The sequence below is a fragment of the Legionella sp. PATHC032 genome, from assembly GCF_026191185.1.
Classification (GTDB): Bacteria; Pseudomonadota; Gammaproteobacteria; order Legionellales; family Legionellaceae; genus Legionella.
The window spans coordinates 3086918-3101188 of sequence record NZ_JAPHOV010000001.1; the positions used below are offsets into that span (position 1 = coordinate 3086918).

Below are 14271 nucleotides of genomic sequence, written 5' to 3' on the forward strand. Positions count from 1 at the left end.
TAGCTATTATCCAACCACTAACCCCTGCAGAACAAGAACTAGGACATACAAGAAGCACTGATATTCGTGAAGTTATGAATGTCTTTTTTATAAGTCAAAATTTGCACTAGAATGCTTAATCTTCTTTTTTAAATTCACCCCGATTTTTTCAATTGGATTGAAATTAAGGCAGTAAGGTGATAAAAACATCAACTTTTCTAATAATCTCGAGTGTATTTTGATGCTGATTACATTAATTCAAAAATAAAACAGCTTCATGTTTAAACTCTACTTCAGTAGCTTATAATTTATGCAGCCATATACACCAATTGCAAGCACTCAATTAAAACTCGCTAAAAGGCTATGCTTTTTGCGAGTTTATAATGAATAGAACTTTAAATGCTACTATTTTATTATTCCTCTTCCTCAGAGATTTTGTTATCTGAATTAATTTCTTCAGATTGCTCTTCCATCGTAAGGAATGTAGCAGATACCGGAGCACCTTCGCCCTCTTTGGCTTCAGCTTGCGGTTTGTCCTTCCACTCCAGTTTCACTCGTCCTTGTTTATCGATCCCCGCAACAAAGACTTCAATTTCCTGACCTTCCTGCAACACCTCTTCAACTTTTTGTGTTCTGTCGGCACATATTTGTGAAATATGCAGTAACCCATCTTTACCAGGCAGTAAATTGATAAAAGCGCCGAAGTCAACTATCTTGCTTACCTTTCCTTGATAAGTCTGACCCACTTCAATTTCAGCAATTAGAGCTTTAATTTGTTTTTGCGCCTCTTCCAAAGCCATCTTATCCGGAGAAAATAACTGGATAACCCCTGAGTCATCAATATCTATAGACACTCCTGTACTTTCAATAAGTCCTTTAATCGTTGCGCCACCTTTGCCAATGATTGTGCGGATTTTATCTTCAGCAACTTTCATGGTAGTGATTCTTGGAGCGTGCTGAGATAATTCGGTTCTATGCTCAGCAAGGGCATTGTTCATGACGCCAAGAATATGGATACGACCTTCTAAAGCTTGCTCCAGAGCCTGTTCCATAATTTCATTGGTAATCCCGGAAATCTTGATATCCATCTGCAAAGCAGTAATCCCTTTTTCTGTACCTGCTACTTTAAAATCCATATCACCTAAATGATCTTCATCACCCAATATGTCTGTTAATACAGCATAACGCTCACCTTCCTTGATTAAGCCCATGGCCACACCAGCAACTGGCGCTTTTAAAGGTACTCCAGCATCCATCAATGCCAGACTTGTTCCACAAACAGTAGCCATAGAACTGGAACCATTAGATTCAGTAATCTCGGATACAATCCGTAACACATAAGGAAACTCATTGGTATCAGGCAGTACAGCCATTAAAGCACGCTTGGCTAAACGGCCATGCCCAATTTCACGGCGTTTGGGACTACCTACTTGCCCTGTTTCCCCGACAGAATAAGGAGGGAAGTTATAATGAAGCATAAATCGGTCTCTGGTTTCACCACTAATTCCGTCCAATATCTGTGCGTCACGCTCATTACCCAAAGTAGCGACAACAATAGCTTGGGTTTCTCCTCTGGTGAACAAACAGGAACCGTGAGTTCTTTCCAGGAATTTGGTACGAATAGAAATAGGTCTAACTGTTCTGTGATCACGCCCATCGATGCGAGGCTCACCGTCAAGAATACGGTTACGTACTATAGAACGCTCTAACTCACCAAACATATTGGCAATAACATCTGCTTTTAATTCATCATTTTCAGCCATCAAAGCAGAAATAGTTTGTTCTCTTAACTCGTCTAAGCGCTGATACCGTTGTTGTTTGTCTTTAATAAGGTAAGCGGCTTCAACCTCATTCCTCGCTACATCATTGATTCTAGCTTTTAGCACTGTATCAATTTCAGGCGCCTTCCACTCAGGCTTGTTCTTACCAACTTCTCTAGCAAGTTCTTCTATTGATTTTATAACACTTTTCATCATTTCATGGCCATATAACATAGCACCACGCATGATGTCTTCACTTAATTCTTGTGCTTCTGATTCCACCATTAAAATGGCATCTTTTGTTCCTGCAATAACCAAATCAAGTTTGGACTCTTCTTGCTCGTTTCTACTTGGATTGAGTAGATAAACTCCATCTTTGTAGCCTACCCTAGCAGCGCCTATAGGGCCATTAAACGGTACACCAGAAATTGAAAGCGCAGCAGAGGCTCCAATCATAGCGATAATATCAGGAGATACCTCGGGATTTAAGGATAGAACAGTGGCAATTATCTGTACTTCGTTAAAAAAATTATCCGGGAATAATGGCCGGATCGGTCTATCTATTAACCGTGAAATTAATGTTTCATTATCAGATGGTCGTCCTTCGCGCTTGTTAAAGCCCCCAGGAATTTTACCTATTGCATAGAACTTTTCTTGATAATTCACTGTTAATGGGAAAAAATCATTACTTTCACCACCATCCTTTTTCCAAACCACAGTCACTAGCACTTGTGTACCATTCATACTTGCCATTACGGCACCATCAGCCTGTCGTGCTACTTCACCTGTTTCCAGAGTTAATTTATGGTTACCGAATACTATTTCTTTTGTAATTTTTGCCACGTAATGTTCCCCATTAAGTAAATATAAGAAAAAAAAGGCGCAGAACGCTGCGCCTTTTATTCTAAAACTGATTTATTATTTGATGCGTCCCCATAGAGACAATAATCCCATCAATCAATAGGAATCTCTCAATCCCAGATTTTGGATTAATGTTTGATAGCGATCTTGATCATTACGCTTCAAATATTTTAGTAACTTGCGGCGCTTGTTAACCAATTCTTGCAAGCCACGTCTCGAATGAAAATCTTTTTTATTTTCTTTAAAATGATCAGTTAAATATTTAATGCGACTGGTAATTAAAGAAACTTGTACTTCTGGTGAACCAGTATCTTTATCACCGCGTTTGTATTCATTAATAATTTCTGCTTTTTCTGCGCTATTTAGCGACATTATTTACTCCTGGAACTCAGCTAAGTATTCTTTTAAAGGCGAACATTCTACCAAGGCATGTCAAATGAAACAAGTAGTGGATATTAATTTGTGTAAAAAATTTCATACTTTTCCCGAAATACACAGAAACTTTTACATAAATTGTAATCATAAAGCAAAAGAAATTAACCTTTTTGCTTTAATATCACCATGAATTAAAGCTTGGCCAATGCCAATAAATTGAGATTGCTCACTATAGAGACGCAAATCCTCTCCTTCACCGGCATCAGTTTTATTTGTAATCACCTTGCCCTGGCGAATTGCTGTTACTTCACAATCGGAAAGAGTTACTGGTGTTAAATGCTGAATAGCCTGATCAATTGGGATTAAGCAAGCAACTCTTTGTGATAAAGACATTTCCTGCAATTCATCAAGGGTGTACATTCGATTTTTTTCAAACCCTGCAGTATAGAGCCTATGCAATTTTGTCATATGAGCTCCTACCTTCAACGCATCACCAATATCTTCCACTAAATTACGTATATAGGTTCCTTTGCTGCATGATACAGTTAGTGAAAAATATTCTCCATCAAATTGTTCCAACTTCAATTGGCTGATTAATATATCTCTGGCCTTACGTTCTATCTCTATCCCTTCTCTGGCGAATCGATACAAAGGAGTGCCCTTATGCTTTAAAGCAGAAAACATGGATGGAACTTGCTTGATTTTACCCTTATATTTTTCTAACGTTGCAAGCAATTCCTCATGACTAACAGTATAATTTTCAAGACAAAATATTACTTCGCCAGTACAATCAGCAGTATTTGTTTTAATGCCAAACCTTCCAATTGTTTCATAACATTTATCCGCATTGAGAAAATACTGGCAAATTTTAGTTGCTTCTCCAAAACATAGAGGCAACATGCCGGTTGCTAAAGGATCTAAACTGCCTGTGTGGCCAGCTTTTTTAGCCCCAAACAAACGTTTAGCTTTCTGAAGCACAGCATTTGACGTCATTCCTTTCGGTTTATTTAATAGTAGGATTCCATCTGTAGAATACTGAGATTCAATTGTTGTCATCGTTATTTGAATCAGGAGGATTTACTTCATCAATTAATCGACTTAACCGTTGTCCATACTCAATCGATTCATCATAAATAAAATGAAGCTGCGGCACAGTGCGTAGTGTAATACTTCTTGCCAGAGCACTTCTCAAATAACTGGCTGCACCATTTAATATATTGGTAATCACTGATTTATCTTCATTAAGAACAGTAAAATAAACTTTCGCATGACCTAAATCGGCAGCCACTTTGACTGCTGAAATGGTAACAAAACCCTTCAAACGCGGATCTTTTATTTCCTGAGGAATGATCAAAGCTAATTTGCGCTGAATCATCTCAGCAATTCTGTCAGTTCGCTTAAAATTATTACTCATTTTCTATAAGTCACGCTTAATTTCGACTGTCTCAAAAACCTCGATTAAATCTCCAGGTTTCACATCGTTGTAATTTTTTACGCCAATACCGCATTCAAAACCTTGTCTTACTTCTAATACGTCATCTTTAAATCGCCTTAATGACTCTAAGGTACCTTCATAAATCACTACATTTGAACGCAATACACGTATTGGATTATTACGCTTTACAACTCCTTCAATAACCATGCATCCAGCAATAGCACCAATTTTGGGTGATTTGAATACATCCCTAACTTCAGCAATACCAATAATTTCTTCTTTAAATTGTGGCGCAAGCATCCCGGTTAAAGCACCTTTTATCTGATCTACTATGTCATAAATAACACTATAATAATGAATCGATACGGATTCTTGTTCTGCAAGACGCTTGGCTGTCCCATCAGCTCTTACATTAAATCCGATTAAAATGGCATTGGAAGCGATAGCCAAATGGACATCGGACTCTGTTATTCCACCAACACCACTAGATATCACCTCGACCTTAACTTCATCTGTTGATAATTTTGTCAATGCATCAGAAATTGCTTCCAGTGATCCTTGAACGTCTGCTTTTAAGACAATGTTCAAGACCTTGGATTCGGTAGCCGTCATATTTTCCATAATACCTTCTATTGTGGTTTTTTGACGTCTGGCTAATTTCACATCACGGAACCTACCCTGTCTAAACAAAGCAACTTCTCTGGCCTTTTTCTCATCTGGTACAACTACTGCTTCATCTCCTGCATGAGGTATAGCCGATAATCCGAGGACTTCCACTGGAATGGACGGGCCAGCACTATCAACCAAATCGCCATTGTCACTAACCAAAGCACGTACACGTCCATACTGAAAGCCAGCCAGTAAAATATCACCTTTATGTAACGTGCCACTTTGAACTAGAACAGTTGCAACTGGACCTCGTCCTTTATCCAGACGTGATTCAATAACAACTCCTTTTGCAGCACCATCAGTCACTGCTTTTAACTCTAATACTTCTGATTGCAATAAAATAGCATCCAGCAAATCATCTATACCCATACCCGATTTGGCTGAAATATTAACAAACATGGTATCTCCACCCCATGCCTCAGGAATAACCTCTTGGACTGATAGTTCATTCATAACTCGTTCAGGATCAGCATCAGGTTTATCCATTTTATTAATTGCAACAATAATTGGAACCTTGGCTGCTTTGGCATGCTGTATCGCTTCAATAGTCTGAGGCTTAACACCATCATCAGCTGCCACGATCAAAATGACTATATCAGTTGCTTGGGCACCGCGAGCTCTCATCGCGGTAAATGCAGCATGTCCAGGCGTGTCTAAAAAAGTAATGTTGCCTTTTGGTGTGCTGACATGGTAAGCACCTATATGTTGCGTAATCCCTCCGGCTTCACCTGCTGCAACCTTGGTTCGACGAATATAATCCAATAAGGAGGTTTTACCATGGTCAACGTGTCCCATAATTGTGACAACCGGTGCTCTACCCTCTGTTCTTGTGCCTTTGGAAATGGCCTCGCCTAAACCAGCTTCAACAGCGTCTTCTTTGATAATAACTGGTTTATGCCCCATTTCTTCTACAACGATTACAGACGTTTCTTGATCAATGACCTGATTAATTGTTGCCATCGCCCCCAAAGACATCATGACTTTAATCACTTCAGCGGCTTTTACTGACATTCGTTTTGCCAATTCGGCAACTGTAATTGTCTCAGGTATCAATACGTCTCTGATTATTGGAGCAGTAGGTAATGCAAAACCATGCGTTAATGTTTCTTCAGCCTCTCGGTATTTATCTGATTTTTCAGTTCCTTTTTTCTTTTTAAATTTACTTCGACCACCACGTCGATGAAGTTCTTGCTCCTCTTCATCATGTTCAAAAGTATGATATTTAGGCTTTTTCTTACCCTTTTTAAATTCAGAAACATCAGAATCAGTTTGCTCCAGATGTTTCTTTTTACTCGCTTTCTCAGGTTTAACTTCTTCCTTTTTGGAAACAGGGATGACATCCTCGACTACATCCACAAGATTTTCTAAAACATCAGAGCTGGCATGCGTTAATGCATCCTGATTCTCTGCTGTCTCTTCCTCTAAATTGCTGCTTTCTTCTTCTTTTGCGGTTTCTTCAATTTCTGTTGCAGGTTCAATGATTGTATGTTCTTCAGTCTCTTTCAACTCAGGAGTTTCTGCAGACACATCATTAACAACAGGGATTTCTTCATGGACAGGCTCTTCAACAACAGGTGGAATTACGGGCTCTTCTATCTCTGGTTGTTCGGGAATTGCACTTCTCTTTATGAAAGTTTTTTTCTTTCTAACCTCAATATTAACTGTTTTTCCGCTATGCATATCATGCCCAACAGTAACCTGAGACATGCTTTTACGTCTTAAAGTTATTCTTTCAGGCGCAGCACTAATATCACGATTAGAGCTACCTTTTAAATGATTAAGCAAGATCCTCTTTTGTTCTTCATTCACAGTCTGTTGATCATCAGTAAAAGATAACCCTGCTTCCTGTAACTGGTTCAATAAGCGCTCAACCGGGATACCAACGACTTGAGCTAATTGTTTAACCGTCACATCCGCCATATTTAATCCCCTCTCAGCAACTTTTTATAAAGCTGAATATATTTAAAATGCATCTAGCATTATATTGGTCAATTTTCGATAGCCATAGTTTATTGAAACCATGGTTCTCTTGCTTTCATAATTAAAGCACCTGCTTTTTCTTCAGTAATGCCTTCAATTTCTATTAATTCATCTACAGATTGCTCTGCAAGATCTTCCATTGTTGTAATTCCTTTACTTGCTAATTTATTTGCCAAATCCTCTGTCATGCCTTCCATGTTGATAAGCGAATCATCCGGAGTCCCAGATAAGCTTTTACCTGATGAAAGCGCCATCTCCAGCAACTTGTCATTTGCTCTGTTTCTTAACTCTTCAACTATTTCTTCATCAAACTCTTCAATAGCGAGTAGCTCTTCCTTAGGAACATAAGCTACTTCTTCGAGAGAAGAAAATCCATGAGCTACCAATAATGACGCAATTTCCTCATCAATTTCTAGCGCACTGGTAAACAGATTAACTATTTTACTCGATTCCTCTTGATTTTTGCTTTCAAATTCTTCCGTTGTCATGACATTCAATGTCCAACCAGTCAATTGGCTAGCCAAACGAACATTTTGTCCATTTCGACCAATTGCTTGCGATAACTGTTCTTTCGCTACAGCTAAATCCATAGTATGGGTATCTTCATCCACAACGATAGATGTGATATCAGCTGGAGCCATAGCATTTATGACTAATTGGGCAGGATTATCATCCCATAAAATGATATCAACACGCTCACCACCTAACTCGCTCGAAACTGCTTGTACCCTTGCTCCACGCATACCAACGCAAGCACCGATAGGGTCAATACGCCCATCATTTGTTTTAACCGCAATTTTTGCTCTATTTCCTGGATCGCGCGCAGCAGCTTTGATATCTATTATATTTTCACCAATTTCAGGAACTTCAATACGGAACAATTCAATCAGCATTTCATTTCGAGTTCTGCTTACGAACAATTGTGGCCCTCTCGCCTGTGGCGTTATTTCATACAGATAGGCTCGAACTCTGTCATTGGGACGAAACATTTCATGAGGCAACATTTCAGAACGAGGCAAGAAAGCTTCAGCTTTACCACCTAAATCAATAATTACATTATCTCGAGTTACTTTTTTAACAGTTCCATAGATTAGCTGCCCAAGTTTGCTACGGAACTGGTCTATGATCAATTCACGTTCCGCTTCTCGCACTTTTTGCATAATAACTTGCCGCGCAGTTTGAGCTTCAATTCTTCCAAACTCTATGGAAGGAATAATTTCTTCAATTCGGTCACCAATAGCTGCCGAAGGATTTCGTTCTTTTGCTTGCTCCAAGGACAATTGACGGTCTGGGAATTCTAATTCTTCTTCATTCACTACATCCCAATACCTAAAGGTTTCATAGTCACCTGTTTTAGAATCAATTTTGATACGCACACCTATATCCAAACCAAGAATCTTTCGAGTTGCAGATTCCAGTGCAGCCTGAATGGCAAGTATAATGACGTCTTTACTAACGCCTCTTTCGTTTGATAATGCCTCAGCAACTAATAACAATTCTTTGCTCATTGTTCGCCTCTCTAGACTGTCAAATTTGCTTTCACAATATTTGATAAAAGTATTTCTTGATGTTCATTATTAATATCCAATACTATTGTATCTTCTGATGCTGAAACAATAATACCTGATAATTTTCGTTTCCCATTTACTGGCTTAAAAGTTTTTACGTGAATTTCGTAACCAATGTAGCGCTGATATTGCCAAATGCTAAACAAGGGTCTGGGTATCCCAGGAGATGATATTTCTAAACTGTAGTGCCCTGGAATAGGGTCTTCAACATCAAGCATAGCACTGACTTGTTTACTCACTTCCTGACAGTCATCGATTCCTATTCCATCTGGTTTGTCTATATAAATTCTTAATAATGAGTGCTTCCCTTGGGAAAGGTATTCACAACCCCAAAGTTCATAACCCATATTTTTGATTATAGGCTCTAAGAGCACTATCAAGTCATTATTTATCATAGTATGTATAAACAAAAAAAGGGCGCACTCGCCCAAGCCTGGTAACTGACTTAGATTTAGACAGTATCCTAGTCAACATAATAAAAAACCCCAAAAATGGGGTTTTATAAAATTGGTAGCGGGGGCAGGATTTGAACCTACGACCTTCGGGTTATGAGCCCGACGAGCTACCAGGCTGCTCCACCCCGCGTCAACTGAGGGCAAGTATACTGATACTTGGGGCCCTAAGCAAGTACTTTTGTTAAAGTTTATTAATTAATTTGCAAATGCATTAATGCATGCCGCAATTAACGCGCCTGGGAAAATACCCAAATAGAGTAAAGAGAGGCAATTAAGCGAGTAAACTATGGTATTGCCTGTACCAATCCTTACTATATCTTCATTTTCTGGTTGATCAAAATACATAATTTTAACGATTCGCAAATAATAATAGGCACCTATCACTGTAAATAGCAACCCTACTACAGCTAACCAAGTCATTTGAGCATCTACTAATGCCTTCAATACCAACAATTTTGTAAAGAAGCCAACGGTTGGAGGCACACCAGCCATTGAAAACATGACTAATAACATCATAAAAGCCAGCCATGGGTTTCTTTTATTCAAGCCCTTTAAATCGTCAATACTATCAATTTCCATTCCATGATTTGACATCAATACAACTAAACCAAAACCAGCTGCTGACATAACAGCATAGATCAAAATATAATATAGAGCTGCTGCATAACCAGCAGAACTGGCAGCTAAAACCCCAAATAAAGCATATCCTATATGAGAAATTGCAGAATAAGCTAGCAAGCGTTTAATTTTGGTTTGAATAACAGCTAATAAATTACCTATACCGGTAGAAAGGAGAGCCATTGCTAAAATAATTTGCTGCCATTGAATAGTGATATCGACTAATCCAATAGTCAGAAATCGCAGTGCCATACCCAATGCTGCAATCTTAGGTGCTGTACTAATAAATAGTGTTACAGAGCTTGGTGCCCCTTGATATACGTCTGGAGCCCACATATGAAATGGAACTGCGGCTAGTTTAAATCCCACACCTGCGAGTATAAATACCATTGCAAAAGCAAAAAGAGTATTTTGTTGCTGCCAATTTACAGCAACCGCATTAGCAACATCTAACAAATCAAGTTTTCCTGTTGCGCCATAAACCAAGGATATTCCATACAATAGCATACCAGAAGCAATAGCACCCATAACAAAATATTTCATTGCAGCTTCGGATGCATCACTATCAGTTCGGCGGATGGCGGTCATTGCATATAGAGGCAATGACATTAACTCCAAACCTAGATAAAGAGACAACAGAGAGTGTGCTGAAACAAGAGTCATCATACCTAGCGTTGAAAATAACCCTAGAACATAATAATCACCTGTAGGCATTTGCCGTTCATCCAGATAGTTTTGGGAATAGATAAAACTTAACAATACCGTGATATCAATAAACAGTTTCATTAAATGACTTATATCATCACTTATAAATAATTTGTTAAGTATGAGTATTTTATAGCTTCCTATAAAGAAGAAGCTTACTGCTGCTGATACTATAATTCCAATACAAGATATGTAAAATGCAATTGATTTTAATTTATGACGAAAGAACAAATCAGAAAGCAACGCCAAGCACGCAGTTATTAAAATTATCATTTCTGGTATTGCTACATGGATATTTTCTAGTAATGTCATCATATTTAACCTTGCTAAGGAACTCGATTGCAATTTAAGACTATCGTAGTTCTTTGTTAGAGTTTAGATTTATCAGCTAATGCTAAAGTATGACTTACAGTTTGATGCACAAACTCTAACATGGGTTTTGGATACACTCCTAGAGCAATGACCATTATTGCAAGTAATACATAAGCACTTAATTCAAAGCCTGATATATCTTTTAAGGCAGCAACCTTTTTATTAGCTATGGGACCAAAAATAACTCTTTTATACATCCATAGCGTATAGGCTGCCCCAATAATCAATGTGGTTGCAGCCCAAAATGCAACCCAAAAACCAGCTTTTATACTACCTAATATCACCATGAATTCACCAACAAATCCGGATGTTCCTGGCAAGCCGGCATTCGCCATAGCAAAAAGCATAAAAAAAGAAGCGAATATGGGCATGGTATTTACTATTCCACCAAAATCCGCGAGTAGTCTTGTATGCATACGATCATATATAAAGCCTACACCAGCAAACATTGCACTTGAGACAAAGGCATGCGATATCATGACGACAATTGCACCTTCAAGAATTAATCCAGCATTGCTTAATCCTCCATGACGAGCAATTGCAAATATAGCGAAACAGCCCAGAGTTACAAACCCCATGTGTGAAATTGAAGAATAGGCAATCAATTTTTTCATATCCTTCTGAATAATAGCAATTAGTCCGATGTAAACTACTGCGATCAAAGATAAGGCAACCATCAAAGGAGCATATTTACTGCAAGCATCAGGGACTATTGGCAGAGAAAAACGGATAAATCCATAAGCACCGAGTTTTAACAAAATTGCTGCTAAAACAACTGAACCACCAGCAGGAGCTTCAGTATGCGCATCCGGCAACCAGGTATGAACCGGAAACATTGGTATTTTTATTGCAAAACCTAAGAAAAAAGCAATAAAAATCAAAGTCTGTGCAGTCATGCCTAATTTGATGGCATAAAAGGTTTCGATCTTAAATGAACCTGCAATGTAGCCCATGTATAAGAAACTAGCCAGCATGAGAACCGACCCTAAAAAAGTATATAAGAAAAATTTGATTGCCGCATAAACTCTATTATCAGAACCCCAGATACCTATAATCAGATACATTGGAATCAAGGTCGCTTCCCAGAAAATATAAAATACTATGGCATCCATAGCAGAAAATACACCGACCAGAAGCCCTTGCATAATTAAAAACGCTGATAAATATTGGGAAACCCTTTTGCTAATGCTATCCCACGTAGCTAAAATCACTATTAAATTAGTAAAAATTGTCAAAACAATTAAAAGTAAAGATAACCCATCAATACCAAGAGCATAATTAATACCCAGTGCCGGCATCCAGGGAATTTCCTCTATAAACTGCATGCCAAAAGATTGCGGATCAAATCCTTTAATTAAAGGTATGCAGAACACTAAACATAGAAGTATGGTGAATAATGTTAAATAACGCGATACATTCGGATTTTTATCATCTCCAGTCAGTAAAACAAAAACGCCACCTAATATCGGTAACCAAATTAATAAATTGAGCAAATAATGCATACCTTCACCTTATCTTCAGTCCAGGATTAACCAGCATAAAAAGGCCAGTAATCCAAACACCATTACTGTCGCATAATGATAGATGTACCCAGTTTGTATCTTTCGCCCTTTTCCAGAGAACCAGCGAACCAAGCGTCCACTACCATTGACTACTGCACCATCGATTAATTTCTGATCACCAATCTTGTAAAAAGCAATACCTAACCCCCTGGCTCCTTTCACAAAAAACAGCTCATTAAAGCGATCAAACCCATATTTATTGAGTAAAATGGAATAAATGATTGAAAAATATCTAGCTAAATAGCCAGGAATAGATGGGACGGCAATATAGCAAACCCAAGCAATAACTGCTCCAAGTACAGTAATCCAAAATGGAAAGGAATAAATCGCGTGAACTGCACTTGCAAATGGTGAACTCACTTCATGAGCAAGTTCTGCTAATACATTATGCTCAGGTAAAACAAAAATTGATGAGCTTAAGAGGTTTGGTGTATCAAATAGAATGGGCATGTAAAGCACATAACCTAAAATTATGGATGGGATAGCCAGTAATACTAATGGTAACCATACTACCCATGGAGATTCATGAAGATGGCTTAAAGTATGTTCATCCATGCGTGGCTTGCCATGAAATGTCATGAACAAGGACCGAAAGGTATATAGTGCTGTAACCATAGCACCTGCTGTTACACAAAAATAAGCATAACTGCTGCCAGGTATCTGGGAAAGCTGTGCCGCTTCAATAATTGTATCTTTCGAATAAAAGCCAGCAAAAGGAGGGAAAGCACATAATGCCAAACTACCTATGACAAAGGTTACATAGGTAATCGGCATTTTATTCCATAATCCGCCCATTTTCCGCATATCCTGTTCGTGATGCATACCAATAATGACTGAACCAGCACCAAGAAACAGTAGAGCTTTAAAGCAAGCATGAGTCAATAAATGAAACATACCAGCACTATAGGCAGAGGCACCCATTGCCACCATCATATAGCCTAGCTGTGACAAAGTGGAATAAGCTACCACACGTTTTATGTCGTTCATAACTAAAGCCAATATTCCAGTAAACAATGCTCCTGTTGCCCCGATTACTAATACTGTGCTAAGTGCTGTTGTAGACAATTCAATTAAAGGAGAAATACGAGCAATCATGAAGACACCTGCGGTCACCATTGTTGCTGCATGGATTAGCGCTGAAATAGGCGTTGGACCCTCCATGGACTCAGGTAACCAAACGTGGAGTGGTATTTGTGCAGATTTACCCATAGCGCCAACGAAAAGCAGCAGACAAATAACTGTAATCAATGACCAGGAGTAACCACTGAATAACTCTATATTCTGGCTTGCCAAATAATTTGCACTGCTAAACACCTTTTCATAATCAAGACTTCCAGCATAAGCAAAAATTAAACCTATTCCTAATACAAATCCAAAATCTCCAACACGGTTTACAAGAAATGCTTTCAGGCTGCCCTCTATTGCAGATTCCTTTTGATACCAAAATCCGATTAATAAATAGGAAACAAGCCCAACCCCTTCCCATCCAAAAAATAATTGCAGAAAGTTGTTTGCACTAACTAGCATGAGCATCATAAAGGTAAATAAAGAGATATAACTAAAAAATCGTTGATATCCATCATCATCAGCCATGTAGCCAATACTGTATACATGAACTAGCAAAGAAACAAAATTAACTATAACCAACATGACCACACTTAAGGGGTCTATTAAAAAGCCAATATTAAATTCGTAGGGAATTAATGCTCCCCCACTGGCCCAGTGATAAACAAGGCTATTTGTATTTGGGATTGAACCAGAAAACAGACCCCATGCAAGAAAAATTGAACATATTAAGGAAATGGCTACGCCTAAAATAGTTACTGTATGAGCTCCGACCCGACCAATCTGGTTTCTAAAAAATCCTGCTATAGCAGAACCAACGAGAGGAGTCAAAACGATTACTAAGCAGACTTGTTGAATACTCACGAT

The 14271-nt window shown here is 38.4% G+C and carries 9 protein-coding genes, 1 tRNA gene and 2 pseudogenes; all 12 read right to left on the bottom strand.

The features are described from left to right. Positions 1-392: 392 nt before the first annotated feature. Positions 393-2582, bottom strand: a complete 2190-nt coding sequence (gene pnp, locus OQJ02_RS13805) for a polyribonucleotide nucleotidyltransferase (RefSeq protein WP_265719561.1) — start codon at positions 2580-2582, stop codon at positions 393-395. Between the two features lie 114 nt (positions 2583-2696). Further along, on the bottom strand, positions 2697-2972 hold the full coding sequence (gene rpsO / locus OQJ02_RS13810; RefSeq protein WP_010948459.1) for a 30S ribosomal protein S15: 276 nt from the start codon (positions 2970-2972) through the stop codon (positions 2697-2699). Between the two features lie 147 nt (positions 2973-3119). Beyond that, complete coding sequence (gene truB / locus OQJ02_RS13815) at positions 3120-4031, bottom strand: tRNA pseudouridine(55) synthase TruB (protein ID WP_265719562.1); 912 nt, start codon at positions 4029-4031, stop codon at positions 3120-3122. Further along, complete coding sequence (gene rbfA / locus OQJ02_RS13820; RefSeq protein WP_265719563.1) at positions 4018-4389, bottom strand: 30S ribosome-binding factor RbfA; 372 nt, start codon at positions 4387-4389, stop codon at positions 4018-4020. Before rbfA ends, truB begins: the two co-directional genes overlap by 14 nt. Before the next feature lie 3 nt (positions 4390-4392). Further along, positions 4393-6549 (bottom strand): annotated as a pseudogene (infB, locus tag OQJ02_RS13825) (translation initiation factor IF-2); the annotation flags it as partial. 204 nt (positions 6550-6753) lie between these two features. Then, a pseudogene (locus OQJ02_RS15485) lies at positions 6754-6999 on the bottom strand (translation initiation factor IF-2 N-terminal domain-containing protein); the annotation flags it as partial. Between the two features lie 89 nt (positions 7000-7088). Next, entirely contained in the window at positions 7089-8567 is a 1479-nt protein-coding gene (nusA, locus tag OQJ02_RS13830) for a transcription termination factor NusA (protein WP_265719565.1), read from the bottom strand. A gap of 11 nt (positions 8568-8578) precedes the next feature. Continuing rightward, on the bottom strand, positions 8579-9022 hold the full coding sequence (gene rimP / locus OQJ02_RS13835; RefSeq protein WP_265719566.1) for a ribosome maturation factor RimP: 444 nt from the start codon (positions 9020-9022) through the stop codon (positions 8579-8581). Positions 9023-9135: 113 nt separating this feature from the next. Further along, a tRNA-Met gene (locus tag OQJ02_RS13840) sits at positions 9136-9212 on the bottom strand. 65 nt (positions 9213-9277) lie between these two features. Beyond that, positions 9278-10720 carry an NADH-quinone oxidoreductase subunit NuoN gene (nuoN, locus tag OQJ02_RS13845; RefSeq protein ID WP_265719567.1) on the bottom strand — a complete coding sequence of 481 codons (1443 nt, stop codon included), beginning with the start codon at positions 10718-10720 and terminating at the stop codon, positions 9278-9280. A 53-nt stretch (positions 10721-10773) separates the two neighbouring features. Next, a complete protein-coding gene (locus tag OQJ02_RS13850) occupies positions 10774-12279 on the bottom strand; it encodes a complex I subunit 4 family protein (protein ID WP_265719568.1) in 1506 nt (501 codons plus the stop codon). A 15-nt stretch (positions 12280-12294) separates the two neighbouring features. Then, positions 12295-14268, bottom strand: a complete 1974-nt coding sequence (nuoL, locus tag OQJ02_RS13855; protein WP_265719569.1) for an NADH-quinone oxidoreductase subunit L — start codon at positions 14266-14268, stop codon at positions 12295-12297. Positions 14269-14271: the final 3 nt, after the last annotated feature.